The following is a 26619-nucleotide window of genomic DNA, read 5'->3' as shown; positions in this document are numbered from 1 at the left end:
GTCACGCCTCGACGAGCTCCCGCTGTCCGGAGGCGGGGTCGAATCCGTGGGTGGAGAATGCGGGCCCGCCGGCCAGGTACGCCTCCACCGCGGCCTTGGAGGTCGGGAACATCGGGCTGGGCAGGACGGCGGCGGCGGGGTGCCAGCGCACCTCCAGGTGCTTGTCCGGCTCGACGTTGACCAGCTCGCCCGTGAACTCGCTGGTGGCGAAGACGAACAGCACGAACCCGCCGCGCCCGTCCCAGCCCTCCTTGGCCTGGATGGTGTGGACCAGGCGCAGGTCGGACGGCCTGGCGATGAGCCCGGCTTCCTCACGCAGTTCCCGGGCGGCGGCGTCGGGGATCTCCTCCCCGGGGTCGACCTTTCCACCCGGGATCGTCCACGCGGGGCCGGGGGTCCAACTGCGCTGCGCGTAGTGGACGGTGGCGATCCGGTCGGTGCTCAGGTCGTGGGCGATGACGCCGACCGACAGCCTGCTCGTCTCGTGCATCAGGGGCTCCTGGTTAAAGGTTGAGGGGGCGATGGAGGGGAGGCGACGGTCGAGTAACTGCGCTTCTACGTGTCGCGCGGGGGCAACTCCGAGAGCGCGGTCTCGCGCATGATGCGGTCGACCGTGTCGTGGAGCGTGCTGTCGCTGCCGACGACGGTCTCGATGCCGCCGGGCAGAAGGTCACGGTCGCGGTACCAGTCGCGCAGTTCCCGCTCGGTGACGGCCGCCAAGTACTCGCGATCGGCCTTCGAGGCGTGCCGGACCAGCGTCTCGTCGAACGGGACGTCGAGGTAGTAGCAGCGGGTGACGCCGCAGTGGTCGCCCACCAGGCGTTGGAGCATCTCACCGTAGTGATCGGCGTACAGGATGCCTTCGATGACGACGTGGTAGCCGGCGCCCAGCGCGTACCGTGCCACGGTGTCGATCAGGCCGATGTTCGCGCCGCCGGGACGGTCCCGCTCGCGCAGCACGATGCGGCGGAGGTTGTCCTGCGCGACCACGGCCAGGCCCCGACCGAACCGGTCCCGAATCCCCGCCGCCACCGACGACTTGCCCGACGCCGAGTTTCCCCGAACGACCACGAGCCGGGTCTCCGCGCTCCCCGCAGGCGTCCCGGCCGCCGGGAGCCCCGGGCGGCTCGTGGTGCTCATGCCGGCCATCCGACGACGGACAGCGGGCGGCCGGCGGTGATCTGGGCGAGCGCGTCGGCGGTGTAGCCGACGATCGGATCCGGAAGCCCGTCCAGCGGCCAGAAGCGGAGGGCGGCGCACTTGTCCGGTTCGCGGTTGGTGATCTTGCCGGTGTACGCGCGCGGGGTGAAGAAAAGTTGGAGGCGTCCGGCGCCGTCGTCGGCGTCGAGGTGGTGGAGGGTGTGCACCAGGTCGAGGTCCTCCTCCCGGATGGTGATGCCGAGTTCCTCGTCGGCCTCGCGGGCCATGCCGGCCAGGACGGACTCTCCCGCTTCTAGGTGGCCGGCCGGAGTGTGCCAGTGCCCTTCGGCGTAGGTGGTGTTGGCGCGCTGTCCGAGCAGCACCCGGCCGTTCTCGATCAGGACCAGGTGCACTCCGACACCCAGGGTGTGCGGCACTCGACGTCTCCTTCCCAGGGGGTGAGGGAACCGGCGCAGGGAGCGCGGCCGGTTCAGGGCATGGCAAAGCTGCGATCAAACTGGTGATCGTTCGTCGTACGTGAGTGCGTTGGTAGGTGTCCCACCGTAGGCGGCCCGGCGGGGCCGCGTCGGCGTGTCGTGGCATAAGCCACACGATCCGGTGAACGGCCCCAACTCGTCATACTGGTAGGGCGGTTGCGGGTCGGACAGGGCAGTGTGCCACGGGGTACTGACAATCGCGCCGTGCTCGGCGGGGGGCGGGCGTTCACGTCTCCGCCAGGGCGGTGATCCGGCTCCGGAGGCGCTCGGTGTCGCGGGTGCTTCCGAGGATTTCGTACTGCCGGAGGCTCGCGGTGTACCAGTCGCGGGCGGTGTCCGGGAGGCCGGAGCGTTCGGCGGCCTGTCCGAGGAACTCGGTGGCGTAGGCCGTCCAGTGGTCGTGGCCGAGGTCCGTGAACTCCCGGCGGGCCTCGCTGATGGTGGCGACGGCCAAGTCGTACTCGCCTGCCAGGGACTGCGCCTCGCCGAGGAAGACCTTCGCCCGGGCCATGTTCAGTGGGTCGGGCGGGGTGAGGGAGCCGAGGTCGGCGATGGCCTGCCGCAGCAGCGGTATGCCGAAGTCGGTGTTGCCCTGGCGGGCAGTGGCGGAGCCGAGGAGGGTCTTGGCGAGGCCAGCACCGCGCCGGTCGTCGAGGTCGGTGTAGAGCTCGATGGCGCGGGTGAGTTCGGGTTCGGCGGCGGCGTACTGCTCGGCGTCGTAGAGCGTGGCGCCGATTCCGGCGGTGCACTGGGCGATGCCGCGGGGGTCGTGGTCATCGGTGGCGAGTGCGAGGGCCTCTCGGTAGAACCGGCGGGCTTCCTCGGGGTCGCCGGCGCGTTTGTGCGAGATGGCCAGGGTGGTGGTCATCTCCCGGATGGCCATGTGGTGGCCCCAGATCCGGGCGGAGGCCAGGCCCAGCTCGTGGAAGGCGATGCCGAGGTCGGTGCGCCGCAGGCGGTGGAACAAGGGCCACAGGTCATGGGTCAAGACGACCAGGGCCTGGTGCTCGCCGAGTTCACGGGCAGCGGCGAGGGCCGATGGGATGGCGGGGGCGATGGCCTCCAGCCAGTCGAGCGCGGTGCGGTCGTCGGCGATGTGCACCGGTTCGGCGGGGTGGTGGCGGTGTTGGCGCGGCAGGACGAGGTGGTGCGGGGTGAGGCGCCGGACGGTCTCCTGGGCGGTGGCGATCAGGTAGTCGAGGCAGCGCTGCACGATGAGCAGGCGTGTGTCGTCCGAGCTCCGGAACAGCTCCGGGACGCCGGGGCGGATGCGGTAGACGTCACCGCGCACGGGCTGGCGGCCGGCGTGCTCCAAGAGGTGCCGGGCTGCGAGTTCTTCGAGCAGCTGCCGGGTATGGGTCGCGGGGGTGGCGGTGGCGGCGGCCACCGTGAGGGGGTCGAGGTCAGGCGCGGGGATCAACGCGGCGAGCCGGAGAAGGCGTGCTTCGCTTTCGGGCAGCGCTGCGCAGGCGACGGCGATGGCCATCGGAACACCGTCCAGTTCGGGCGCGGCGGTCAGCACGGGGTGGGAGGCGAGCGGGCGAGCGGGGGTGAGGACGGCTTCGCCGGCTGCCAGACCCAGGGCCAGCGGCATACCGTCGCAGGCCCGTGCGAGGGCTTCGGCAGCGGCCGGCTCCGCCCGCATCCGGTCCTCGCCGAGGATGCGGCCGAGCAGTTGGACGGCGTGGGCGGGCGCGAGCGGGCCGAGGTGGTGGTGGTGCGCGCCGCGGGCGGCAAGCGCGGGGATCGGCGAGCGACTGGTGACGACCACCAGGCAGTCGGGCTCCGCCGGCACGAGCGGCATCACCTGGTCGGCGGATGCCGCGTCCTCCAGGAGCACGAGCATCCGCCGCCCGGCGGTCTCGCTGCGCCACATCCCGAGCAGGTCCTGCTCGGCCCAGGGAAGGGGGACGTGTTCGCCCAGCCCGAGCGAGCGCAGCAACGACCGTACGGTCTCGGCAGTCGGCGCCGGAACGCCGGGCGCACCCGTGCGCAGCCGAGCCACCAGCTGCCCGTCCGGGTAGCGCGCGGCGATCCGGTGCCCCCACTTCGCGGCGAGGGAGCGCTTGCCGACGCCCTCCGGGCCGGTCACCACGACGACGGGCGCTGTCTCGACGACCGCGCGGCCGAGGATGCCGTCCAGCGCAAGCAGCACCTCATCCCTGTCGGTGAACACTGGGGGAACCGGGGCGAGTTGGCGCGGCACCGGTCGCGGCGGCGGGCCCGGGTGAAGGTGCACACCACCGGTGATGCTGGCGGCCTGGACAGCCACGTTGACCTTCGATCCGCGGACGGTGTTGCGGACCTCCTTGCCGCCCACTACGCCACCACAGTGGCGGGGAGCGCCTGGTCGACGACGGCGCGTGGCCCGGGGAGCGCCGGGCACTGGGCTTGCAGTCGGGTGGCGAGGCGGATGGCCGCGTCCGTCAGGCTCCAGTGGGAGAAGCCCTGCGGGTAGTTCCCGAGCTGTCGGCGGGCGAGGGGGTCGTACTCCTCGGCGAGGAGCCCGAGATCGCTGCGCAGGGTGAGCAGCCGGTCGAACAGCTCGCGGGCTTCGGCGTGCCGGCCGATGACGGCAAGGCTCTCGGCCAGCCAGAACGAGCAGGCCAGGAAGGCGCCCTCGTGGCCGGCGAGCCCGTCCACGTTGCCGCCGGCATTTTCGCGGGTGGCGTAGCGCAGCACCAGCCCGTGCTCGGTGAGTTCGCGCTGGACAGCTTCGACGGTGCGGATGACGCGCTTGTCGTCCGGCGGCAGGAAGCCGACCAGGGGCAGGAGCAGCAGTGAGGCATCGAGGGCACGGCCGCCGTAGGACTGGGTGAAGGTGCCGGTCTCGGGGTTGAAGCCGCGGGTGCACACGTCGGTGTGGATCTCCGCGCGCAGGCGGGCGAGGCGGACGAGGGCGGCAGGGTCGGTGGCGCTTCGGCGTTCCAGCAGCCGCAGGGTCCGGTCCACGGCGACCCAGCACATGACCTTCGAATGGGTGAAGTGCCGTGCCGGGCCACGGATTTCCCAGATGCCCTCGTCAGGCTCCCTCCAGCGCTGCTCCAGCTGCTCGGCGAGCGCCAAGAGCAGGGCGTCGCACTGCGGGGACGGTGGGAGGCCGGCGTCCTCGGCGAGCAGCAGGGTGTCGGCGAGTTCGCCGTAGACGTCGAGCTGGAGCTGGTCGGCGGCGCCGTTGCCGATGCGCACCGGCCGGGAGCCGTCGTAGCCGGGCAGGTGGTCCAGGACCTCCTCGTCGAGGTCGGCGTCGCCGTTGACGCGGTAGATCGGCTGGAGGCGCTGGGCGTTGACGGTGTCGACCAGCCATCTGCGCCACTGGCGGGCCTCGTCGAGGAAACCGAGCCGCAGCAGCGCGGCGACGGTCAGCGCGCTGTCGCGCAGCCAGACGTAGCGGTAGTCCCAGTTCCGTTCGCCGCCGAGCTGCTCGGGCAGGGAGGTGGTGGGCGCGGCGACGACACCGCCGCCCGGGTGGCAGAGCGCCTTGAGAGTGACGGCGGAGCGCACCACCGCCTCGCGGTCCGGGCCGCGGTAGGTGCACCCGGCTGCCCACTGCTCCCAGAACTCCGCGGTCGCGTCGAGCTCGGAGAAGGCGTCGGGCGGGACGGGCGCGGGACGGTGAGAGGGAGCCCAGACGAGAGTGAGCACGACGATCTGGCCGGCGCGGACGGTGAAGTCGGCCCGGCACACGCCCCGCCCGTTGGCGGTGTGCTGGGGGCCGTCGAGCCAGTACGAGTCCGGGTGGGCGACCACCCACAGCCGCGAGGCTCCGCGGGCGAGCCGCTCGACGCGCGGCCTGATGGCGCCGTAGCCGGGACGGGGGCTGAAGGCGCTGGCGACGCGGACCTCGCCGCTGATGCCTTCGACGATCCGGATGATCCTCGGCTCCGCGCGGTCGCTGACCGTGGGCGCCGGCATGAAGTCGGTGACCGCCACCGTGCCGGCGGGCGTATCCCACTCCTGGCGCAGGACCAGGGAGTTGCCCACGTAGTGGCGGCGGTCGGCCGCCGGGGGCGGTGAGCCGTCGTAGACGGCCGGGCCGACCCGCCACAGGCCATGGTCGGCGTCGCCGAGCAGCGAGGCGAACACCGCAGGCGAGTCGAAGCCGGGCAAGCAGGCCCAGTTGATGGAGCCGTCCGGGCGGACCAGGGCGGCGGACGCGGTGTTGCCGAGGAGAGCGTGGTCCTCGATCCGGGAAGGGACGGTGGTGGTGCGCATGGGGTCCTGACGTGGGCGGGAACGTGGGTGGTCAGCGGCGAGCGGGGGCAGGGGCCGCGAGCGCGGCGAGGGCTGCGGCGACGGTATCGGCGAGCGTGTCGGCCACCGGCAACCACGGCATGAGGTTCGCGAGCAGCACGCGGTTGGCCCGCTGGACGTGGTCGGCCGGGTCGCAGCCGACGACCACCGTCCCGCCGTACGGCGTGAACAGGCCGGCCTCGTAGCAGTCGTGCACGCGCACGTGGCCGATCGGGCTCCAGAACAGGACGACGTCGGTGCGCCGGATATTGCGGTCCTGCCAGCCGAACGGCTGCCACGCGAGGAAGGGGTCGGTGGCCGGGTTGCGTGACGGTCGGGGGTTGAGCACCGTGCCGTCGAAGCCCGCGGTCGCGAACAGGTCGACCGCGTCGCTCTGCCAGTCCGGGCAGCCAACGGTTGCGCCGGCGAGGAACACCGCTGGGCGGCCGTCCCGCTCGTATGGCTCCGGGGCCTCGACGTATCGAAGGTTCACCGGGCGCCGCCGCAGGGGGTAGGTCTGTGGAGGATGATCATCTGCTCTCTGAGGTCGAAGGGGTGCGGCCCCGGCCCGAACGGCCGCCATGGGTACTGCGGGGCGCTGTTCAGCCGGACCGGTGGGGGTCGCCGGGACGATCCGGGTCGTTCGGGGGCGGCGGGCGGTGGCCCACCAAGCGGTCGGCCACGCCGAGAGTGCACAGGGCGACGACGGCGAAGGTGCCCAGGTACAGCGGCTGCCTGAAGGCGGCGCGGTGATCCAGCAGGTAGATGGCGCCGCCTCCGACCAGCACACCGAGCAGGAAGCAGAGCGCGGCGAGACCGATGCGCCCGATGCGTCGGTGAGCACTCATGGGGCCGCCGTGAGGGGTTCAGTGGTGGGAAGAAGCGGTCCGGCGGGCCAGGCGGGGTCGATGCTGTTCAAAGGGACCAGCCGGGCGAGGACGCCGACGACGACGGCCTGGGGCTGGGAGCCGACGTTCAGCTGGCTGAGCAGGCTCCTGGCGTAGGTGCGCATCGTGCTCGGCGCGATGCCGAAGTCGGCGGTCAGCTCGGGCGTGCTGCGCCCGCCCGCCCAGCCGCGCAGGATCTGCAACAACCGGGGGGCGAGTTGGGGGTTGATGGTCAGCGCGCCGCTGGGGTGCACCGGCTGGGTGACGATCCGGTGGGCGGTGGCCCAGGCGGCGAGGTGCAGCACGGTGCGGGTGCCGGTGGTGACGAGCACCGCGTCGATCGCGCTGCGGACGTCGTCCGGTTGCAGCTTCGTGTCGGGGTCGGCGGCGATCTGGTCGTGGCTGGCGCCGGCGGCGGCCAGGACGATCAGCCGGCGCTCGGAGGCGGTGAGGGCGGGCAGGGGGCCGATGGCCACGGCGTCGTCTCCAGCGGGATGGTTCGGGTGGGTCACAGCTGCTGAGGGATTGGCATGCTGGGGGCGGCGAGGTGGAACAGCAGCCTCGGACCGAGCCGCTCGGCCTGGCCGGTGCCGATGACCAGGACGAGGTCGCCCTCGGCGGTCATCTCGAAGATCCGCTGCTCCGGGGCGGGTTCGCACGGCCCGAGGCGGATGCGGTGGACCGCGCCCTGTCCGAGCCTGTGAAGAGCGGCCTGCTCGACGGCCTCCAGCGGATCGGGCCCGGCGTCCTCGGTCAGCGGGGTGCTGACCGGCAGCAGCACCGCGCGATCGGCGTCGCCGACGGCGGCGCCGATTTCGGCGGCGTGTGCACTGGTGCGGGCGACGCCGTCCGGTTCCAGAACGACGACCACCGAGCCCTCGGTGAGCATCCGGGCGGCCGTGACGTCCTGCGCGATCTCGCGCGGGTGCCGGGCACGGGAGTCGACGACGGTGACGCCGGCCTGAGCGCCGAGCACAGCCAGCGACCGGATCACCCCGCGGAAGCCGCCGGCGCGCTGGGCGACGGCCTGCGGGTCCTCCCCGACGACGAGCGCGGTGGCGATGGCTGCGCACACCGCAAGGGCGTGGTGGCGGCCGGCGACCGGCACGGTGAACTGGTGCCGCTCACCCCGGTGATGGAGGGTCAGGAGGTACTCGGTGCCGAGCCAGCGGGGCGGGAGGACCCACACGTCGGCGGTCTCCTCCAGGCCGACCGTGACCACGGCGGGGCCGGGGTGGTCGCTGAGCCGCTCGTGCACGATCTTGGCGCCCTTGTCCCACAGCGGCAGTACCACTGTGGCGGAGGCGCGGGCGAGGGCGGTGGCGGCGTCCAGAGCCTCGATGGTGTCCGTGAAGTGCGGGGCGTTCATCGTGGCGGTGGTGATCAGCGTCACGGTCGGGGCCGCCCTGGGGACGGGCTGCGGGCCGCGCGGGAGGCGGCTCCAGGAGGCGGCCTCGTGCGTGCCGGCGTCCGGGCACAGGTCCACGACCAGGCGGTGGCCGTGGATGCCCTGTCCGGGAACGCCGCCCTGGGTCGCAGCGGTGAGAATCCAGGAGGTGTGGCCGTCGTCGAGGACTGCGGCCAGGGCTGCTGCTGCGGTGGCGGTGTCGTGGCTGCCGTAGACGGCTACCAGCGGCCCCTGTTCCCCGGTCAGCGTGGTGAGCGCGAGCGCGCGCGTGAGCACCGGCAGCCTCAGGGCCTGGGCCTGGTCGAGTTCCGGGAGCGGGCCGCTCGTCGCGCCGGACCACACCACGGCGGTTCGGTCGGCCTGGACGTGCTCGGCGTCGAAGCCAACGACGACCTTCACGCCGGCCGTGCGCAGCCGGGCTGCGGCCGGGCTGTCCTGCTCGGCGTGGGGGATGCTCGCGGTGATGTCCAGTCGGCGCGTGGCCAGCCACAGCGCGAGGCCCTCCATGCCGGGGGCGGTGGCGTCGACCAGGTGGGCCCGGGTCAGCAGTTCGGCCCCGGTGGGCCGCGGGCTCGCATGGGTTGGGGGGTGGGTGGTGGTGTCCATAGGAAGGGCTTCCTCGGCAGGGTCGGGGACAGAGGGGCGGGGTTGGAACCGGGCCGGTCGCGGGTCTCGGGGGTCTGGCGCCGCGACCGGCCCGGGGCTCATGCCTGGGTGAGACCGCGCTCCAGCTCGACATCGCTCACGGCGGCGGCGTGGTGGTCCAGGTCCAGGCGGGCGACGGCGGCCAGGTGGGCGACGACGTGCTCGTCGAGCAGCTCGCCGGCCAGCGGGCTGGTCTCGAACGCAGAAACGGCCTCGGCCAGTGACTGCGGCACGGGATCGGCCTCGCGGTCCAGGTAGGCGTCGCCGCGGGTGACGGCAGGGGGCTTGAGTCCGGCCTCGATGCCGTGCCGGATTCCGGCCAGGACCGCCGCCAACGCCAGGTAGGGGTTGGCGTCGGCACCGGGCAACCGCACCTCCAACCGCAGGCTGCGACCGTGACCGACCACCCGAACCGCGCACGACCTGTTGTCCCGCCCCCAGGTCAGGCGAGTGGGGGCGAAGGAGTGGTCCCGCAGGCGCTTGTAGCTGTTCACGTACGGCGCCCACAGCGGACCGAGAGCGGGAAACGCCGTCAGGAGTCCGGCCACTGCCTGCTCACCCAGCTCCGACAGGCCGCTGCCGTGCTCGGGGCCGGCCAGCAGGACCGGCTGGTCGTCGACGTCGTGCAGCGAGACGTGCAAGTGCATACCGCTTCCGACCCCACCCGGCAGGGCCGCCATGAACGACGCCGTCATGCCCTGTTCGTCCGCGACCGCCTTCGCGGCGTGCTTGAACAGCACGTGCTGCTCGCACGCCGCCGTCACCGGTCCGTAGGGAAAGGTGACTTCGACCTGGCCCGGCGCGCCCTCGCCCTTCACGGCCTCGACGGGAAGGCCGGAGTCGGCGAGGACCTGCCGCAGACGCCTGCTGAACTCCCGTACCGGCAGCGGCTGGTCGAGGGCGTAGTCGCGGTTGTCCCAGACGGCGGGGCGAAGTCTGCGCAAGCCGGCCGCCGCCGCGTCCCGGGCAGCGCCCTCGAAGAGGACGAACTCCGTCTCCACCCCTACCTTCGCCGTCAGCCCGAGGCCGGCGAGGCGCTGCTCCTGCTCGACGAGCACGGTACCCGGAGCGAGCGGGTGCGGCAGGCCCACACTGATCGGCTCCGCGAGCACCAGGGCGGTGGACGGCAGCCAGGGCAGGACGCGGGCGTGCTGGTTGTCGGGCAGCAGCGCGACGTCCCCGAACCCGGACTTCCAGGAGAACGACCCGCTGCGCGGAGCCGTCATCCCCAAGTCGGTACCGAGTACGTACCCGCACATCTCCGGCGAGAGCCCACCCGAGCGCAGCCGTTGCACCAGCGAGGCCGCGTCGAGCTCCTTGCCCTTGAGGCGGCCTTGCGCGTCGACGGCCGCCAGCAGCACCGTCGTGATGCCGAAGACATCTACCAGCCGATGCAGTGGCCCGGTCGGCGAGGCCGCCACCGGCGAGTTGCCGGCGGTACGGTACCGGGCGGCCCTCATCGTCGCCGTACGGCCCGGGCGTCGAAGGCTGGTCACACGACCTCCTCAGTCAGCTCGACCAACTCGGCCGACTGCTGGACCGGAGGCGCGTACGAGCGCCCCGCCTTGAGCCACCATCCCCAGGCCAGCAGCAGCACCACCGCCAAGGCCACCGGCGCGTAGTTGAAGGTGTCGACCGTCACCGGCGAGGACTGCGGCAGGCACACCAGCACGCTCACCACGGCCACCCAGCCGACCGCGATCCACCCGATCACCGGACCCCGGCGACCCAGGTTCCACGGGCCGGGCTTGAAACGGCGGCCCTTGCGCAGCCGGAGGTAGATCGGCACCGCGTACGCCGGCGTCATCCCCACCACGTTGACTGCGGTCACCGCGCCGTACGCGGTCGCGCTGTACAGCGAGGGCAGCGCGAGCACCAGCGCCGCCCCGAGCGACAGCCACACCCCGGCCACCGGCGTCCCGGTGCGCTCCGACACCCGGCTCCACAGAGCCGATCCGGGAAGTGCGCCGTCCCGGGAGAACGCGAACACCATCCTCGACGCCGCCGCCGTCTCCGCGTTGCCGCAGAACACCTGCGCCACGATCACCACGGCCAGGAGCACCTTCGCTCCGGTCGTCCCGAGCGCGTCGATGAAGATCTGCGCGGGCGGCACGCCGGTGGGCGAGCTGAGGACACCGTCGTAGTCCTGGATGGCGAACAACATGCCCGCCAGCAGGACGGCACCGGCGATCCAGCTCACCCAGATCGAGCGGACGATCCCGCGAGGCGCCGACACGGATGCCTTGGTGGTCTCCTCGCTCATGTGCGCGGAGGCGTCGTAGCCCGAGAAGGTGTACTGGGCGAGCAGCAGCCCGACCGCGCTCACGTAGATCGGGTTGCTCCAACCGGTGTTGTTGACGAAGTGCCCGACCACCCAGCTGACGTCCCGGTGCTGGGTGGGCACGATCGCAAGCGCCCCGACGATCAGCACGACGCCACCGATGTGCCACCACACCGAGATGCCGTTGAGCACCGACACCAGCCGCACGCCCCGCAGGTTCAGCACCGCGTGGAGCAGCAGGATCGCGGCGAAGATCCCGAACAGACCGCCCGGCGTCGGCGAGTACCCGAACTGCATGTTGAGGAAGGCGCCGACGAAGCTGGCCGCGCCGTAGTCGATGCCGCAGATGCCGCCCACCAGCCCGAGCAGGTTGAGCCAGCCGGTCATCCAGCCCCACCGGGGGCCGCCGAGCTGGTGGGCCATGAAGTACAGCGCCCCACTGGTCGGGTAGGCGCTGGTGACCTCGGCGAGGGCCAGGCCGACGAACATGACCAGGCCGCCGACGCCGATCCAGCCCCAGATGATCACCGCAGGCCCACCGGTGTTCAGGCCGAACGCGAACATCGTCATGCAGCCGGACAGGATGCTGATGACGGAGAACGCGCTGGCGAAGTTGCCGAACTCGCCCATCCTCCTGCTCAGTTTGGGTTCGTAGCCGAGCTGGCGGAGCCGTTCCTCGTCAGTCGGTGGTGCGGCCTGGGAAGGGGACATCGGGGCAACCTCCGTGCGGAAAGTCGGGATTGGGAACGGGAGCGGCCTGGGTCAGGCAAGCGCGGTCGCGCGGCCGGCGAGAGCCTGGTCCCGGGCGGTCAGCAGCAGGGCTTCCGCCTGGCCCGGGGAGTCGGCGACATGGGCCCACGGCGCCTTGGATGCGAACTGACCCAGCGCGCTGAACACCTCGACGGCGGCGCCCATCTGGGCCGACGCCCACAGCGCATGGGCGAGATAGCTGAGATCGGCGACCGGCCACGGCCCCGGCGCCGCCACGGACCAGCTCTCGAACGCGCGCCGAGCGCGGGAGAAATGGGGCTCCCGGAGCCATTGCCGGAGTACGACCGCGGTGCGCCTCGGCTCGTTCCGGTAGTGGTCGACCGACAGGTACAGCGGCAGAGCGGCAAGCGGCGATCCGGCCGGAGCCTTCGACATGGCGAGGTGAACGAAGTCGGAAGCCGCAGGCCGGTAGACCTGGAGCCAGTAGCGGAGCATGCGGTGGTGAGCCTCCCGGTTGCCGGCATCGCGCATGAGCGCCTCGTCGAGCAGCCCCCACGGGCCGCGCGGCAGCATCGGGTCCGACGAGCGATTCTGGTGCTCGGGGCGGCTCTTGGCGCGATCGAGCACCGCCAGGGCGAGCAAGCACACCCACGGCACAGGGTCCGAGCGAACCGCCTCGGCGGCGGCCCAGCACGACTCGCGGGCCTCGTGCTCCAAGGGCTCGGCCTTCGGCGAGCCGGCCTCGGCTGCGGCCAAGGCGTGCTCGACCAGCACCCTGGTCCGCAGGATGGCGAGCCCGGGGGCGTCCGGCTCCTCGCGCCCCCAGTCGGTGAGCACCGTCGACCGGGCCGCAACCAGCGCCAGCACCTGCGTACGAGAGGTCCGCAGGCCGGCGTTCTGCGTCGAGGCCAGCAGTCGCTGCGTCGACAACCAGCGTCCGGCCCGCAGGTCGTCCACCGCGGTCCGGAGCGCATCGTCGAACCCGGCAGGATGATAAACCGGCCTAGGCTGAGCACCGGCATTGGGCGCGGGTGGCATGACCTGTTCCCCCTTCATGGTCCGCCGGGACTTCAATCCGCCTACTGTCTGCTGGGGCCCGAGCACGTCAGCGTGAAGCTCGGCGGACAGCTTGGCGCAGCCGGCGGTCAGGAAGACGAGCGAGAAGTGACTCGCTCACTTCGCGGACTGCGATTAAGTGATCGGCCACCTACTGTCGCGTCCTGGCCGAAACAGCGCCATGACACCCGGGTGTCATCTGACGCCTTGCGTAGCCATCACCCTGTCATCGGGGTGTCATCTCGTCAGATATGGCGGTGAGAAACGCTCTTGTCGGGTATGGCTGGACCAGGCTCTCCCCGCACAGGCGGCGGCCGGGCCGAGATCGAGACCACAGGGGGCGGAGGCATGCGGCATGGCGAGTAAGACGCTACTGGGTGCTCTGATCGAGAAGGCGGGATGGGAATTCCCGGACTTCCACAGGGAACTCCGACGCGCCGGGAACGAACTGGCGCGAACCCTCAAAGACCCCCGATTTCGCGACCTGGACATGTCGGAGGTGACGTTCAGGCGCTGGACCGCCGGGACGGTGAGCCGACCGACCTCCGTCTTCACCCAGACGATCCAGCACATGTTCGACAGGACGATCGCCGACCTCCTCGCGCCGCCGAGTGAGGGAGATCCTGCAGCAGTTACCCAGCAAGACCTCGAAAGAGAGCTCGCGATGACCGCACGCGAAGCATCCGACCACGCCGCTTCCGTAGCGTCCGCCTTCCTCTCCGACCTGTCCATCGACCAGGTCCAGGACGACGTTCGCCACCTCGCCCGCACCTACAACAACCGGTCACCCTTCGAGGTGCTCCGTGAAGCCCGGCAGCTTCGGACGAACGCCGAAGGTCTTCTGGACCGCACCCACATCCCCGAGCAGAAGCAGCTGCTGCTGATCGCGATCGGCCAGACGACGGCGCTGCTCGCCCTGGCCGCCTTCGGACTCGGCTCCCTTGGCGAGGCCAGTCGGCTCGCCCGTTCCGCGGGCATGTACGCCGAGGTCACCCGCTTCACCCCGCTGGCCGCGTTCGCGGCCGGCACGCTCGGCATGTTCGCCTACTGGGAAGGGCGGCCTGGTGAGGCGATCCGCTTCATCCGGCAGGCGCAGTCGTTCCCCGGCGTCGGTACGGCCGGCCAAGCACGCATCGCTTCGATCGAGGCCAGAGCCTACGGGCACCTCGGCGACCGGCGCAGGGCCGCAGCGGCGGTCGCGCGCTTCCTGGACGTGGACACCGTCGAACGAGACGACCTCCACGACGATGTGGCCGGCGAGTTCCTTCACGGTCCGGAGCGGCTCGCCCGGTCGCACGGCACCACGTTCGTGCTCCTGCGTGATGGCGCCAGCGCGCTGGAGCACACCCGACGGGTGCTGGAGCTGCAAGCCAGCCTGCCTGTTGGGCAGAGGATTCCCCGGATCGACGCCGAGGCCAGGACGGACCTCGCCGCAGCGTTGATCCTCAACGGTGAGGTGGAGGAAGCAGCCGAAGTCCTCAAGCCCATTTCAGACCTTGCACCCGACCGGCGCGCCAAGGGCCTCGTCGAGCGGGTCGTCCACGTCGGCAAACTGCTCACCACCGAGTCCGTCCGGACGTCACCGGTCGCTGCCACCCTTCGAGAGGGACTGGAGGAGTACACCCGAGTCGCGGCCCCGCGACAGTTCGGGGGCGCCACCTCGCGGCTGGCCATCGAGTAGAACAACACAACCGCGACGGACGGGCGACCGTCACCATGGCGGTCGCCCGTCCGTCGCATCCTGCTCAGCGAGGAGACCCGGCAGCCGCCAGAATCGCCCGTTCCCGGTCCGCGTCGATTCCGAGAGCGGCTGCCCGCGGGTGCGGGACCGGGGCATTGCCGGCCTGGAGCCACTCCCAGGTGTCCCGAACCGTCTCCTCCAATGGGCGGCACCGGAACCCGGCCGCGTACGCCGGTTCGGAGTCCACCAGCCAAACGCCCTCACCCGTCCGCCACAGCGGCACTTCCGTCCACTGCCGGACGCCGTGCTCCAGCAGCACCTCATCCGGTACCCACTGAAGCTCTCCCTTGCCGCCTGTCACCGCGAGACAGGCCCCCAGGAAACTGCTCATCGCGTCCCGGCCGATGGGCGCGGTAGCGTTGTAGACGCCCACTCCGGGCCGTTCAGCGAGATCGACGGCGAAGCGCGCGACGTCGCGGACGTCGACCGGTTGGATGGTCTTGCTTGCCGATCCGGGTGCCAGGATCTGACCGCCGCGCTCGGCTCTTCGGAGCCACCACGGGAGCCGGCCGACATACTCGCGGGGCCCGAGGATCACGCCGGGGCGAACCAGGCAGGACCGCTCCGTACCGAAGGTCTCGACCACTGCCCGTTCGGTGCCGGCTTTCTGCCTTCCGTAGTGCAGATTCGGCCCTCGCCAACCCTCGGGGTTCCTGCCGTACTCGCGGTCGGCGTCGGCAGGAGCGTCCAGCACCGGATCGCCCACCTTGAGCGGGTGGTCCGGCCAGCCGGCGTACACCGACACCGTCGAGATGTAGATGTAGCGCGCGGTGGCGCTCTCCAGCGCCCTCGCCCCACCGAGCACCACGTTCGGCGGCTGCTCAGCAGCCGACGTGTCGATCACCGCATCCCACGGACCCTGCGCGGCCAACCGGGCCAGATCCTCGACCGACGTGCGGTCGCCTATGACGTGCCGCACGCCGGGTAGGAGCGTGCCGGATCGCCCTCGGTTGAACGTCGTCACGCCCCAGCCGCGCCCCAGCGCCTCCTCAATTACGGCCGTGCCCAGAAACCAGCCTCCGCCGATCACCAAGATGTCCATGCCCGGAATCCTGCCCAGGACAGGTGCCCGTTGGCCACCCTGTCGTAGTGGCGAAGCCGAGACGCCGCAGCTCGTGGCCGTGATCGTGGTGAAGATGACACCCCGATGACACCTGCGTGCGAGTCAACCCGCGAGATGACAGCCGGACGACATGGCCCTGCCGCGCCCTGCTCGGAACACTGGGGCACTCAGCCGCTGCGACACCTTCCGGTCCCCGGAACGGCCGAGCAGCGCCAGGAGGAGAGGAGATCCGATGGAGAGCATCGCATCCGCGGTCCAGCCGGAGGAGGAGGGCGGCCTGCTGGTCGGCGTCCGCAACATCCAGGCCGCGCGTTCGCGGGCCGACTTGCCGTCCGACAACACGGGCGGCAAGTCCGACCAGAACGACACCTGAGAGACCGCCCACGATGCATGAGACCGCCTCGTGGGCGGTGCGCCTGGGTGGGGACCAGTTCCTCACCCAGGCGCTCCACCGCTCCCACACCGTGATCCCCGCCGGGAGCGCCGACACCGCTCCCCTCTTGTCCTGGGACGATCTGAACACCATCCTCGCCACCCACCGCATCGACCCGCCGCGGCTGCGGCTGTCGATGGACGGGCAGACCGTTCCCGTTGGCCGGTACTCGACCCCGGCGACCAACCGGCGTGGGGTGACCTGGAACCGGCTGCACCCCGCGCAGCTCCACGCGCAGCTCGCCGAGGGCGCCTCGCTCGTGGTGGACGCGATCGACGAGATCCACCCGCGGATCCGCACCGCCGCCGAAGCGTTGGAGCGCTTCATCGGCACGCCCGTGCAGACCAACCTCTACGCCTCCTGGACGGAGAAGGAGGGCTTCGGCCGGCACTGGGACGATCACGACGTGGTCGTCGTCCAGCAGTCCGGGGCGAAGCGCTGGCGGCTTTGGGAGCCGACCCGGCAGGCCCCGACCTTCCGCGACGTGGATTCCCCGGAGGAACCCGAGGGCGAGCCGATCGCGGACGTCGTCCTCCACCCGGGCGACGTCCTGTACCTGCCGCGCGGCTGGTGGCACAGCGTGACTGCTGACCAGGGCAGCGAGTCGCTGCACCTCACCTTCGGACTCGTCGCCCAGACCGGCGCCACGCTCCTGGGCTGGCTGGTGGACGAGCTGCACGAGAGCCCCGCCGTGCGCAAGGACGTGCCGCTCCACGCCGGACCGGACGAGAAGGCCGCCTACCTGGCCGATCTGAGGGCTGCGGTGCTCACCGCGCTGTCGGACCCTGACCTGATCGACCGCTGGGTCACGGCCTCCGGCACCACCCACTTCGGCCGACCGGCCCCGTCCCTGCCCTTCGTGGACACCCTCCCCGCGGACCCGGAGATCAAGGTGCGGATCACCGCCCCTCGCTCCGAACTCACCAGCGACCCAACCGCCCGGACCGTCACCCTGTCCGCCGCCGGAACCGCATGGGACTTCTCCGAGCGGGTCGAGCCCGCCCTGCAAACCCTGCTGACTGGAGAGCCGGTCAGCATCGGGGAACTCGCCGAAGCCGCCGGCCTGGAGGTCAAGGACGTGGCCAGCGTCCTCACCGTCCTCGTCCAGGGCCAGGCCCTCGCCGTGGTCGGGGTCGGCCGGTGAGCCCGGATCTCGGCCTGGGGACCTACCGGGTGCGTGCCGCCGGCGAAGCGGCGCGCACCGCCCTCACGGCCGGGGCGAAATGGATCGACACCGCCCCCAACTACGGTCACGGCCGGGCACACCCCGACCTCGCCCCTGTGCTCGCCGAGCACCCGAACGTCAAGGTGACGACGAAGACCGGCTTCTACCCGGACGGCCACCACAGCATCGCCCCCGCGGACGTCCGCACCCAGACCGAGGAATCGCTCGCCGTCCTCGGTCGTGCCGACATCGTCTTCGTCCACAACCCCGAACGATCCGACCACGACCGGAAGCAGCTGCATCACAACCTCCGCGCCGCGTTCGCCGTGCTGGAGGAGCTCGCGCAGGCCAGCCGCATCGGGGGGTACGGCGTCGCCACCTGGACCGGTTTCACCAACCAGGCGTTCACCATCGCCGAACTGATCGCGCTGGCCGACGAAGCAGCCGGGTCGGCGAACCACCACCTCGCTGGCGTCCAGCTGCCGGTCAGCCTCGTCATGGCCGAGCCCATCGCCCAGGCCCTCGACGGAGCCGGGCCGCTCGTCCACGCGCGCGACGCTGGGATCACGACGTTCGCCTCCGCACCCCTGTACGGCGGTGAACTGCCGAGCCTGATGACACCCGAACTGGTGAACCTCATCCAGCCGGGATCGACCCCGCACACCGCCGCGTTCCAGCTCATCGGTGCCTGCCCCGCGCTGGACGTCGTCCTCACCTCGACCAGCACCCTCCAGCACTGGGAGGATGCCCGGGACGCTCTCGCCCAGCCGATTCCCGACGCACGACTCAGGACGGTGCTCGATGTCCTTTCAGCCGGATGACGACACCCGGCACGACCTGACGGCAGCGCACCAGAAGGCCGCCGGATTCCTCAGACTGGTGTGCACCGGACCGCCGGTCTTCGGTACCTCCGGAACCACTGTCGGCCGCCGGGCCGAGAACGTCTGGCTCCGGGTCTCCAGAAGCAGCCGCCGCAGGGCGCCCCGGCCGACCGGCCAGGGCGCCCTCGGCGCTGAACAGCTCGTCCCTGCCTCCGTCCCGCGCCCCCGGCTCCACGACACCGTTGACTGGACGGAGGCTGGCTGGTTCTACCAGGCCGACATCTTCGACCTGGTAGGTTCCGCGGTCTCGTCAACGCCGGACCTCCGCGATGACCCCGGCCTGGACGATGACTGGTGGACCGGGCTGCGGAACGCGCTCGCCGCCATCGCGGAAGCACCGGGCACGAAGATCACTCTGCGCCAGGCGTGGATCGAAGAGGTCTTCCCGAAGTACCTCGGCATCCCGGCCCCGGCCGACGTCGAGCGGACCACCGGACACGGTGATCTCCAGTGGGCCAACCTGACCGCCGGACCGCTCAAGATCCTCGACTGGGAACGCTGGGGTCTCGTGCCGGTCGGCTACGACCCTGCCGTCCTGTGGGTCAGCAGCCTCCTTGTGCCCGCGGTCGCGGACCGAATCCGCACGGAGTTCGCCGACATCCTCGACACCCCGGCCGGACGCGTCGGTCAGCTCATCGCTATTGCGGAGATGCTCCAGGCCGTTGACCGCGGGTACTACCCGGAACTCGCCCCTCTGCTCGCTGACCAGGCACGTGAGCTCACCGGTGTCACCCCACCGCAGGGCACCGCCGCTGACCTCGTCCGGTAGACCATGGACCTCCGGCAGGAGCCTGTCGATCACGTCCTGGACCAGGTGGAGCAGCGCCTCGGCACGAGGTTGGACCGGCGCAGCGTGGCGCGCAAGCGCCGGACGGTCGGAGCCGGCACCGACCGAGGCAGCTGGGTCAGGGTCGAGCGCCGCCCCTGGGCGCGGGCGCGGGAACAGGGCTGGGGCGGATTCGAAGCCGCAGCGGTGTTGGCCGGCGTGGCGATGCCACGCTGGTACGGGTCGACGACATGGCAGGACCCGGACGACCGGGCGATCTGGCACGTGGACGAGACCTCGCTGCTGCCCGAGCTCCCGGTTGGGGCCGCGGTGGTGACCGTCGACCCGGAGCTGTCCGATGGGTGGTGGTGCTCGCTGAACGCCTCGCTGGCAGTGCTGGCCGCTCAGCACACGGCCCGGGTGGCGGCCCCAGACACCGAGCAGATCACGCAGCGGCTGGTCGACGACATGATCAAGGCCGCCTTCCCAGGAGCGCACGAAACTCGGGTGGGGCAGTGGTGTCCTGCTCACGCCGACCTGAACTGGGCGAACGTCACCGGCCCTGGTGAGTTCTGCATGTTCGACTGGGAGGACTGGGGAATGGCGCCGCGCGGACTCGACTCGGCGTCGTTGCACGCCGCCTCCCTCGCCGTACCGGCGCTCGCGGACCGGGTACGCAGGGAGCGCCGGGCAGACCTTGAGAGCCGCGACGGGATGGTGATGCAGCTGTTCGTGCTGGCGAGGATCGTCGGACCACATGCCGGTCCGAACGACCCGCGAACGGGTCCGGCGCACAGGGAGGCCGCGCGGCTGATCCACGCTCTTCAAGGGGACTAAACGACACCCTGCCAACGTCAGCGAGCTGAGAAGGAGCACACATGGCCCCCAACACGCGCCGTCCGGCTGGCCGCGACGCAGAGGACATCGCGAGCGCGAGGGAGCGAGGCTGGAGCGATCTGGCACCCATCGACGACGCGTACCAGGCGGGCGAGATCACGGCCACCGAGTGGCACGCCGCCGTCCTGGGCGTCATCGAACCGGCCTACCTCAACGGCGACAACCCGCGGGCCCAGTCCGGCCACAGCGGCGACGAGACCCGCTGGCGAGAAGCCCGCAGCCTGCTCGTCGACCTGTTCCCGTCCCACGGTGGGACGTTCCTCGACATCGGATGCGCCAACGGCTACCTGATGGAGAGCCTGACCGACTGGGCGACCGAAGCCGGGATCATCATCGAGCCTTATGGGGTGGAGATCTCCACCGCCCTCGCCGACCTCGCCCGAACCCGCTGCCCACAGTGGGCGCGTCGGATCTGGACCGCCAACGCGATGGGCTGGAAGCCTCCACATCGCTTCGACGCCGTCCGTACCGGCGTGGACTACGTGCCGGCGGACCTGCGTGGAGCGTACGTAGCTCATTTGCTGGACCATGTCGTCGCCCCGGGCGGCCGATTGATCATCGGCGTCTACAACGAGGAACGGGACCAAGTCACAACGGCGGACTTGCTGCGGTCCTGCGGCTACACCCCGGCCGGTGCCACCACAAGAGACCATCCGCACCCCAAGATCCAGTGCAAGGGTCTGTGGTTGACCAACGTTTGACCGAACGCTTCGCTGTCGGCGATAAGGCACACTCCCCCCAAGCGCCCTGATCGGCACTTTGGGCCTTTGGGTCTAACGTCATCGCGCTCTGGTGGATGGCCACCCACGGCCCTTGCGGCTGGCCATCCACGGCGAATGCCTACAGCCGCTCTGGCGTGCCGATTCCGAGCAGATCCATGCCCTGCTGGAGGGTCTGGCCGGTGAGCTGGCAGAGCAGCAGGCGGGTCTCCATGACCTCGGGGCTGGGTGCCTTGAGGACGGGGCAGTGCTCGTAGAAGGCGGTGTACGCCGACGCCAGGTTGTGCAGGTAGGCGCAGAGCCGGTGGGGTTCGAACGTTCCGGTCACCTGGGTGATGGTGGCGCCGAACTCGTCGAGGAGGAGGCCGAGGGCGCGCTCGGCCGGCTCCAGGGCGAGATCCTGGTGGGCGGTCGGGGTGACGCCCTCGGGGGCCTTGCGCAGGATGGACTGGATGCGGGCGTAGGCGTACTGGAGGTATGTGCCGGTGTCGCCGTTGAGGGAGACCATGCGGTCGGCGTCGAAGATGTAGTCGCGGGTGCGGGAGGTCGAGAGGTCGGCGTACTTGACCGCGCCGATGCCGACCTGCTGGGCCCGGTCTTCGAGCTCCTCGCTGGCGAGCTGCGGGCTCTTCTCGGAGACGACGGTGCGGGCCCGGTCCACGGCTTGGTCGAGGAGGTCCATGAGGCGGACTGTCTCGCCGGAGCGGGTCTTGAAGGGCTTGCCGTCCTTGCCGAGGACAGTGCCGAAGCCGAGGTGCAGGGTGCGGAGGTTGTCGGGGAGCCAGCCGGCGCGGCGGGCGGTCTCGAAGACCATTTGGAAGTGGAGGGCCTGGCGGCTGTCGACGACGTAGAGGAGTTGGTTGGCGCCGAGCAGGCCGACGCGGTCGCGGATGGCGGCGAGGTCGGTGGTGGCGTAGCCGTATCCCCCGTCGCTCTTCTGGACGATGAGCGGGGTGGGCTCGCCGTTGGGGCCCTTGATGTCGTCGAAGAAGACGCACAGGGCTCCGTCGGAGCGGACGGCGACGCCGGAGGCTTCGAGGTCGGCGCACACGTCGGCGAGCATCGGGTTGTAGTAGCTCTCGCCGACGGCGTCGGCGTCCTCGAGGAGGACACCGAGGCGGGCGTAGACGGCTTCGAAGTAGACCTTCGACTCGTCGACCATGCCCTGCCAGGACGCGACGGTCTCGGCGTGGCCAGCCTGCAGCTCGACGACGCGCCGGCGGGCCCGGTCGGCGAAGTCGGCGTCGCTGTCGAACTTGGCGCGTGATGCCTTGTAGAGGCGGTTGAGGCGGGACATGGACGGGCCGGTGTCGCCCGCCTCGGTGTCGTCGCCGAGTTCGTCGGGGTGCTCGACGAGGTACTGGATGAGCATGCCGAACTGGGTGCCCCAGTCGCCGAGGTGGTTGCGCCGGATGACCTTCTCGCCCGTGAACTCCAGGGTGCGCACCAGCGCGTCGCCGATGATCGTCGAGCGCAGGTGGCCGACGTGCATCTCCTTGGCGATGTTCGGCTGGCTGTAATCGATCACCGTGACGCCGGGTTCGGCGGTGCTGCCGACACCGAGCCGGGTGTCCGCCGCGCGGGCGGCCAGCTTCTCCAGGATCGCGGCATCGGTGACGGTGACGTTGACGAATCCGGGGCCGGAGATCTCCAGGGTCGCGATCACCTCGTCCGCGGCCAGGTGCTCCAGGACGCGCGTGGCCACCTCACGGGGGTTGGTCCGCAGAGGCTTGGCGAGACTCATGATCCCGTTGGCCTGGAAGTCGGCGCGGTCGCTTCGTCGCAGCTGGGGGTCGCTGTCCGCTGCGTCGGGAAACGCGGTGGAGATCGCCTGAGCGAATCGCTGCTGCACCGCGTCGGCGATGGAGAGGACCGTAGCCATAGAACGAAGGACCACTTCTGTGAGAGGGCGGATCCGCGGACAGGCCGCGGGGGTCGCACAGCAACCGCACCAGGTGGACGGTCGGCGCCGCACGCCGATTATCCCACGCCCTCGCGGCCGAGAGACCGATTAAGTGCAGCCGGAGCGCACACCATGGCTCCCCAACGGTGGCGATGATTAACAGAACTGAATGATCATCAGCACCTGAGAGCCTACCCTCCGCTTTCCGCAGTTCCGTACGGCCTGGAAGTCAGTGGCCGAATCCGCTAATTCGATCGAACACACGGTGACGGAGCGGCTACGGTGGCACATCTGCGTGCGGCACTCGGGAGGGGAGTGGGGTGAGCAGAACAGTGGGAGGTGCGGGTGGGCCGGGGGACCTTGCGGTCTCGGTCCGGCAGGCGTTCGACCTGGGGAGCGGGGGCGTCTCTTTCGGCGACCCCGGCTTCGTCGACGTCGGTGGGCGGTTGCGCCGGTTGCGCCACTGCGGGCGTGACCTGGTGGCGAAGCTCCGTCCGTTTGAGGATGCGCGCTCGGAGCGGGGTCTGGCTGCCGAGTCCGCGCGGCGGCTGAGCGGGTTGATGGTCGACGGGTTCGGAACGGTGGAGGTCTGCGTTCCCGAGCTGGTCTCGCTGCCCGGTCAGGGCGCCGCACTGGTCTCCCCGTACCTGGGCAGGCGTTTGTCGGCCGGGAGCGGGGCGGACGGCCTGTCCGTGCCTGCCATCGCCGGCCTGTTGGTGGCCTTGCTCGACCGAGGGGTCGAGGCGTCGGGGTGTGTGCCGCGGAACATGTTCCGTCAGGGTGGGCGGACGGTTCTGATCGACTGGGAGGACGCGCTCCTGGTGCCCGCCGGAGCTGCCCCCGGCGAGTTGACCGTGATGAAGTGGGACATCGCCTGGTCCGACCTGCTCGGGCGCGACCTCAAGTTGCGGGACCGCATCCCGGCCTCGTCGCCGGGCGGGCAGGTGGAGTTGGACGGCTTCGAGACGGTTCTGGCGGGCTGGCTTCCCTCGACTGCGACCAATGGGGATGTCCGCCGCTACGGGGTAGTGGCGACGCTCGCGAGCGAACTTCCGGTGGAGGAGGGATCGGCAAGCGCCGCCGGGCTGGGTCACCTCGCCGAGGACGTCCTTCCCGCAGGGCTCGGTGTCTTCCATACCCTGCTGACCGGGTACCTGCGCGAGCAGTGCGGTGGGGACGCTTACGCGTCCTTGCTACAGCCGCTGGATACCCTGGCGACGGTCTGCCGGCCCGCTGATTCTGTGACGGATCTGGGCGCACTACGGAGGGCGTGGGTCCTGGCGTTGTTCTCGGCCGCCGAGTCGAATCCTCCTTCCGAAGCCGCGTCTCTTGAGGAACTGGCCGAACGAGTCGACCAGTTGGCCTGCGCGAGCGGCTGGGACGCGGCGCGCGAGCGGGCAGCGGTGGCCGAGGAGATCACCGGTCGCCTCGCCGCAGTCATCCTCACCGTCCTGCAGCTTGAGGAGCTCGACCTGCTGCTGAGGGGCTCGTGCGCCCAGGGGATTCTGGGCCGTAGCAGCGACATCGACTTCGAGCTGAGCTCGGCAGCGTTCCCCGACGGGCACCGGCCGACGGAGGAGCTGATGATCGAGACACTCACCTGCCTCCATCTGGACGCCGAGGGATCCGCTGCCCGCCCGGTCGAGCGCGACCTCATCAGCGCCGACGACAGCACGAGCCGGGACCTTCACGAGTGGTTCGAGCTCCGCCGGCCAGGATCCGCCTTCCACGACCCGGGCTGGGCAGCAGCAGCCCTCACCCCGCCATCTTCCGATGCCATCGGCCGCCCGAGCCAGTACGAAGAGCAGGGCCGCAAGTACTCCGCCAAGTACCTCTGGTTCGAATCCCGGGCCGTGCTGGCGCGCCTGGCGTTCACCGCTGCGGGCGGCTCACGGATACCAGTGACCCTGGAGCGGCAGCTGGCCATCCTCCCGCAGGCGATCGGCGCCGAGGACACCGCGGAGCTGTGCGATCTCCTCCGCGCCACGTTCGCCCTGCGGGAGGTGGCCGACCCCGCCCACCCGGCCGGCGGTCAGGCCGACGCTGAGATCACCCGGCTCGCCGCCCGACTGGACCTGTTCCGCCAGCGCCTGGGACTGCCCGGCCCGCGAAACCCGTGATTTCCGTACCGCCCCGATCCGCACCGTCTCAACCCGAGAGGTCCACCGTGATCAGCGACGCGATTCCACGCTCCACCAGCGACCCCGCACACGTCTCCTTCGCGGACGGCTACGTCTTCCACGTCCGCGGCGGCCAGATCACCGCCCCGGGCGCACCGTGCCCGTGCGGCGAACTGGAGGCGGTCCACCAGATCACGTCCTACCGCGAGGCGTACCCGCAGGCGCAGCTCTCCCTGACCGACCAGTGCAACATGGCCTGCACCTACTGCTCGTTCCGCGACCGGGTCCACGCCGACGGCAAGCCCGTGACCATCCCCCTGGAGACGGTGGTGCAGGGTCTCGCCACCCACCGCGAGCGGCTTGTCGAGGAGGACGCGCGATACAGCCGCGTCGACTTCGGGCTCGCCGGCGAGACGATGCTGGTGCGGCACATGCACGAGGAGGTCCAGGCCCTGGTGGAGGAGGGCCTGGCCGACTCGCCGGTCAGCGTGGTGTGGGCCGGCCCGATGGTCACCAACGCGACGCTGTCGATGACGGCCGAACTCGCCGACCGTCTCGGCCCGCCCCAGGACATCAGCCTCGACGGCCCGAAGGATGTCCACGACCGGGTCCGCTTCTACACGGGCGGGCGCGGAGGCACCTACGACCATGTGCGCCCAGTCTTGGACCGGGTGCTGGCCCGCCACCCCGACATGGGCGTCTCCGCAGTCCTCACCGCGTACTGCACCGACTTCACGGCGATCTTCCGCCACCTCTTCGAGGACGTCGGCGCCCGCAACATCTACATGAAGCCCGTCAACGCCACCCACGACAAGGACTACGCCCTCAACGCCGTGACGCTGCCGGCCTTCCGCCAGGGCTACGCCGACCTCGTCGAGCACATCCTCGCCCAGCCGCCGGAGGGCATCCTCGCCCGGCTGCTCGCCCTGAACTCCGAGGACTTCTTCATGCGGTTCTTCTACCGCGTGAAGGACCGCGCGGCGCAGGTCTACCGGTGCGGGGCGGGCAAGAGCGGCACCTACCTGGACACCAACGGCAACCTCTACCCCTGCGCGCATTTCATCGGGAAGTCCGGCTGGCACATCGGGCACGCCTCCACCGGCGTCGAGGACAGCGACCGCACCCGGTACCTCGACCTGGTGGTCGACCAGCGCGACGGGTGCTCCACCTGCCCGTCCCGGTATGTCTGCGGCGGCGGCTGCTACTACCAGGCCGTGCTGGCGAACGGGGACATCACCAGGCCCGACGAGGTCAAGTGCGACCTGATCCGGTTCATCACCGACCTCGCGGTCCGCCTCGTCATCACGCTCCGCGAGGAGCACCCCGAGGTGCTCGACGCCCTCCCGGCCCCGTACGGGCTCACCGGCGAGGCGCTCGCCGCATCCCCCGAGGCTGACTACCGGCCGGCGGCCCGCCTCCTGGCGGATCCGGGCCACGACGAGGACTCGGCCATCCCGCTGGGCGGTCCTGGCCGGCTGCGGGGCGGCCTGGCGGCTTCGGCTGGTCTGTGCGCCCGGCTCGCGCTCGACGACGACCAGCTGGCGGTCCGCCTCGACCTGGGCGACACCCCCGATGCCGTGCGCACCGTGAGAGTTCGCCTGCAGCCGCTGGGGTCGGGCGCATTTACCCTGCACGACCTCGCCGCCCAGCAGTGGCCGGGCGAGCATCAGTGGCGTGCCACGCGCGACGGCGCCAGGCGGCTCCATGCGCCCACGGATCGCTTCCGCCGTGTCCCACACCCCGATCCCGTCTGGGAGGACGCCGCCGACGTCGACCTCTTCTGGGAAGCGGATCAGGTGCGGCTCCGTTTGCCCCTGCCCGCACACGGCGAGACTGGGGCCGGTCTCGGGGTGAACGTGTTCGTGGACTTCGAGGACGGCGGCTGGACTGCCCTGACCCTGCACGAGCCGTTCGCGGTCCTCGACCGCTCCCGCACCGGAGTGCTGCGACTGTCCGGACCGGAGAACCCCACCGGACCGGAGGCCGCCGGTGTGAACGGGCGGATGCCTGCCGGGCTCACCCCGATCAGCCGCTGGGCCGGTCTCCAGGGCAACACCTGCTGAAGGGCGGAGA

The 26619-nt window shown here is 70.9% G+C and carries 23 protein-coding genes; 9 read left to right on the top strand and 14 right to left on the bottom strand.

Annotated features, from left to right (window positions below; all coding sequences use genetic code 11):
• Position 1 precedes the first annotated feature (1 nt).
• From ACFQ6N_RS19005 to ACFQ6N_RS18950, 12 genes are all read right to left on the bottom strand, one after another.
• Positions 2–490 carry an NUDIX domain-containing protein gene (locus ACFQ6N_RS19005; protein WP_380650255.1) on the bottom strand — a complete coding sequence of 163 codons (489 nt, stop codon included), beginning with the start codon at positions 488–490 and terminating at the stop codon, positions 2–4.
• A 65-nt stretch (positions 491–555) separates the two neighbouring features.
• A complete protein-coding gene (locus ACFQ6N_RS19000; RefSeq protein ID WP_380650254.1) occupies positions 556–1140 on the bottom strand; it encodes an AAA family ATPase in 585 nt (194 codons plus the stop codon).
• Positions 1137–1577 carry an NUDIX domain-containing protein gene (locus tag ACFQ6N_RS18995; RefSeq protein WP_380650253.1) on the bottom strand — a complete coding sequence of 147 codons (441 nt, stop codon included), beginning with the start codon at positions 1575–1577 and terminating at the stop codon, positions 1137–1139. The genes ACFQ6N_RS19000 and ACFQ6N_RS18995 overlap by 4 nt, the downstream gene beginning before the upstream one ends.
• A gap of 286 nt (positions 1578–1863) precedes the next feature.
• Complete coding sequence (locus tag ACFQ6N_RS18990; protein ID WP_380650252.1) at positions 1864–3957, bottom strand: hypothetical protein; 2094 nt, start codon at positions 3955–3957, stop codon at positions 1864–1866.
• Complete coding sequence (locus ACFQ6N_RS18985; protein ID WP_380650251.1) at positions 3957–5852, bottom strand: glycoside hydrolase family 15 protein; 1896 nt, start codon at positions 5850–5852, stop codon at positions 3957–3959. Before ACFQ6N_RS18985 ends, ACFQ6N_RS18990 begins: the two co-directional genes overlap by 1 nt.
• Before the next feature lie 31 nt (positions 5853–5883).
• Positions 5884–6363: a hypothetical protein gene (locus ACFQ6N_RS18980; RefSeq protein WP_380650250.1), complete on the bottom strand. Its 480-nt coding sequence runs from the start codon at positions 6361–6363 to the stop codon at positions 5884–5886.
• 109 nt (positions 6364–6472) lie between these two features.
• Complete coding sequence (locus tag ACFQ6N_RS18975; RefSeq protein ID WP_380650249.1) at positions 6473–6718, bottom strand: hypothetical protein; 246 nt, start codon at positions 6716–6718, stop codon at positions 6473–6475.
• Positions 6715–7233 carry a LuxR C-terminal-related transcriptional regulator gene (locus ACFQ6N_RS18970; RefSeq protein WP_380650248.1) on the bottom strand — a complete coding sequence of 173 codons (519 nt, stop codon included), beginning with the start codon at positions 7231–7233 and terminating at the stop codon, positions 6715–6717. The genes ACFQ6N_RS18975 and ACFQ6N_RS18970 overlap by 4 nt, the downstream gene beginning before the upstream one ends.
• Before the next feature lie 32 nt (positions 7234–7265).
• Positions 7266–8771: a glutamate ligase domain-containing protein gene (locus ACFQ6N_RS18965; RefSeq protein ID WP_380650247.1), complete on the bottom strand. Its 1506-nt coding sequence runs from the start codon at positions 8769–8771 to the stop codon at positions 7266–7268.
• Positions 8772–8869: 98 nt separating this feature from the next.
• The gene (locus ACFQ6N_RS18960; protein ID WP_380650246.1) at positions 8870–10306 is read right to left on the bottom strand and encodes a glutamine synthetase family protein; all 1437 of its coding nucleotides are present in this window, start codon (positions 10304–10306) and stop codon (positions 8870–8872) included.
• Positions 10303–11802 (bottom strand): amino acid permease, encoded by a 1500-nt coding sequence (locus ACFQ6N_RS18955; RefSeq protein WP_380650245.1) that lies wholly within the window; start codon positions 11800–11802, stop codon positions 10303–10305. The genes ACFQ6N_RS18960 and ACFQ6N_RS18955 overlap by 4 nt, the downstream gene beginning before the upstream one ends.
• Positions 11803–11853: 51 nt before the next feature.
• A complete protein-coding gene (locus tag ACFQ6N_RS18950) occupies positions 11854–12840 on the bottom strand; it encodes a hypothetical protein (RefSeq protein ID WP_380650244.1) in 987 nt (328 codons plus the stop codon).
• Between the two features lie 373 nt (positions 12841–13213).
• Between ACFQ6N_RS18950 and ACFQ6N_RS18945 the strand changes: the two genes are divergently transcribed.
• Positions 13214–14539: a DNA-binding protein gene (locus tag ACFQ6N_RS18945; protein ID WP_380650243.1), complete on the top strand. Its 1326-nt coding sequence runs from the start codon at positions 13214–13216 to the stop codon at positions 14537–14539.
• 64 nt (positions 14540–14603) lie between these two features.
• Here ACFQ6N_RS18945 and ACFQ6N_RS18940 read toward each other — a convergent pair whose 3' ends face one another.
• Complete coding sequence (locus tag ACFQ6N_RS18940; protein WP_380650242.1) at positions 14604–15641, bottom strand: NAD-dependent epimerase/dehydratase family protein; 1038 nt, start codon at positions 15639–15641, stop codon at positions 14604–14606.
• Positions 15642–15894: 253 nt separating this feature from the next.
• On the opposite strand from ACFQ6N_RS18940, the gene ACFQ6N_RS18935 reads away from it, so the two are divergent.
• From ACFQ6N_RS18935 to ACFQ6N_RS18910, 6 genes are read left to right on the top strand one after another with little or no spacing between them, the layout of a single operon-like run.
• Positions 15895–16035: a hypothetical protein gene (locus tag ACFQ6N_RS18935; RefSeq protein WP_380650241.1), complete on the top strand. Its 141-nt coding sequence runs from the start codon at positions 15895–15897 to the stop codon at positions 16033–16035.
• A 13-nt stretch (positions 16036–16048) separates the two neighbouring features.
• Positions 16049–17239, top strand: coding sequence for a cupin domain-containing protein (locus ACFQ6N_RS18930; RefSeq protein ID WP_380650240.1), 1191 nt, complete (start codon positions 16049–16051; stop codon positions 17237–17239).
• On the top strand, positions 17236–18081 hold the full coding sequence (locus ACFQ6N_RS18925; protein ID WP_380650239.1) for an aldo/keto reductase: 846 nt from the start codon (positions 17236–17238) through the stop codon (positions 18079–18081). The genes ACFQ6N_RS18930 and ACFQ6N_RS18925 overlap by 4 nt, the downstream gene beginning before the upstream one ends.
• A complete protein-coding gene (locus ACFQ6N_RS18920) occupies positions 18062–18910 on the top strand; it encodes a hypothetical protein (protein ID WP_380650238.1) in 849 nt (282 codons plus the stop codon). The genes ACFQ6N_RS18925 and ACFQ6N_RS18920 overlap by 20 nt, the downstream gene beginning before the upstream one ends.
• Positions 18911–18913: 3 nt before the next feature.
• Positions 18914–19744: a hypothetical protein gene (locus ACFQ6N_RS18915; protein ID WP_380650237.1), complete on the top strand. Its 831-nt coding sequence runs from the start codon at positions 18914–18916 to the stop codon at positions 19742–19744.
• A 41-nt stretch (positions 19745–19785) separates the two neighbouring features.
• Positions 19786–20505: a class I SAM-dependent methyltransferase gene (locus ACFQ6N_RS18910; protein ID WP_380650236.1), complete on the top strand. Its 720-nt coding sequence runs from the start codon at positions 19786–19788 to the stop codon at positions 20503–20505.
• Positions 20506–20644: 139 nt separating this feature from the next.
• Here ACFQ6N_RS18910 and argS read toward each other — a convergent pair whose 3' ends face one another.
• A complete protein-coding gene (gene argS / locus ACFQ6N_RS18905) occupies positions 20645–22405 on the bottom strand; it encodes an arginine--tRNA ligase (RefSeq protein ID WP_380650235.1) in 1761 nt (586 codons plus the stop codon).
• Between the two features lie 341 nt (positions 22406–22746).
• Between argS and ACFQ6N_RS18900 the strand changes: the two genes are divergently transcribed.
• On the top strand, positions 22747–24546 hold the full coding sequence (locus ACFQ6N_RS18900) for a hypothetical protein (RefSeq protein ID WP_380650234.1): 1800 nt from the start codon (positions 22747–22749) through the stop codon (positions 24544–24546).
• A 47-nt stretch (positions 24547–24593) separates the two neighbouring features.
• Positions 24594–26609: a radical SAM protein gene (locus ACFQ6N_RS18895; RefSeq protein WP_380650233.1), complete on the top strand. Its 2016-nt coding sequence runs from the start codon at positions 24594–24596 to the stop codon at positions 26607–26609.
• Positions 26610–26619 lie beyond the last annotated feature (10 nt).

It is taken from the genome of Kitasatospora sp. NPDC056446, assembly GCF_042796115.1.
Lineage (GTDB): Bacteria > Actinomycetota > Actinomycetes > Streptomycetales > Streptomycetaceae > Kitasatospora.
This window is presented reverse-complemented; position numbering and strand designations above follow the sequence as displayed.

What these genes read in the sequence shown, in the direction of transcription:
- ACFQ6N_RS19005 (WP_380650255.1), bottom strand. Translation starts at nt 490, where the DNA reads ATGCACGAGACGAGCAGGCTGTCGGTCGGCGTCATCGCCCACGACCTG.
- ACFQ6N_RS19000 (WP_380650254.1), bottom strand. Translation starts at nt 1,140, where the DNA reads ATGAGCACCACGAGCCGCCCGGGGCTCCCGGCGGCCGGGACGCCTGCG.
- ACFQ6N_RS18985 (WP_380650251.1), bottom strand. Translation starts at nt 5,852, where the DNA reads ATGCGCACCACCACCGTCCCTTCCCGGATCGAGGACCACGCTCTCCTC.
- ACFQ6N_RS18975 (WP_380650249.1), bottom strand. Translation starts at nt 6,718, where the DNA reads ATGAGTGCTCACCGACGCATCGGGCGCATCGGTCTCGCCGCGCTCTGC.
- ACFQ6N_RS18965 (WP_380650247.1), bottom strand. Translation starts at nt 8,771, where the DNA reads ATGGACACCACCACCCACCCCCCAACCCATGCGAGCCCGCGGCCCACC.
- ACFQ6N_RS18955 (WP_380650245.1), bottom strand. Translation starts at nt 11,802, where the DNA reads ATGTCCCCTTCCCAGGCCGCACCACCGACTGACGAGGAACGGCTCCGC.
- ACFQ6N_RS18950 (WP_380650244.1), bottom strand. Translation starts at nt 12,840, where the DNA reads ATGCCACCCGCGCCCAATGCCGGTGCTCAGCCTAGGCCGGTTTATCAT.
- ACFQ6N_RS18945 (WP_380650243.1), top strand. Translation starts at nt 13,214, where the DNA reads ATGGCGAGTAAGACGCTACTGGGTGCTCTGATCGAGAAGGCGGGATGG.
- ACFQ6N_RS18940 (WP_380650242.1), bottom strand. Translation starts at nt 15,641, where the DNA reads ATGGACATCTTGGTGATCGGCGGAGGCTGGTTTCTGGGCACGGCCGTA.
- ACFQ6N_RS18935 (WP_380650241.1), top strand. Translation starts at nt 15,895, where the DNA reads ATGGAGAGCATCGCATCCGCGGTCCAGCCGGAGGAGGAGGGCGGCCTG.
- ACFQ6N_RS18930 (WP_380650240.1), top strand. Translation starts at nt 16,049, where the DNA reads ATGCATGAGACCGCCTCGTGGGCGGTGCGCCTGGGTGGGGACCAGTTC.
- ACFQ6N_RS18920 (WP_380650238.1), top strand. Translation starts at nt 18,062, where the DNA reads ATGTCCTTTCAGCCGGATGACGACACCCGGCACGACCTGACGGCAGCG.
- ACFQ6N_RS18915 (WP_380650237.1), top strand. Translation starts at nt 18,914, where the DNA reads ATGGACCTCCGGCAGGAGCCTGTCGATCACGTCCTGGACCAGGTGGAG.
- ACFQ6N_RS18910 (WP_380650236.1), top strand. Translation starts at nt 19,786, where the DNA reads ATGGCCCCCAACACGCGCCGTCCGGCTGGCCGCGACGCAGAGGACATC.
- argS (WP_380650235.1), bottom strand. Translation starts at nt 22,405, where the DNA reads ATGGCTACGGTCCTCTCCATCGCCGACGCGGTGCAGCAGCGATTCGCT.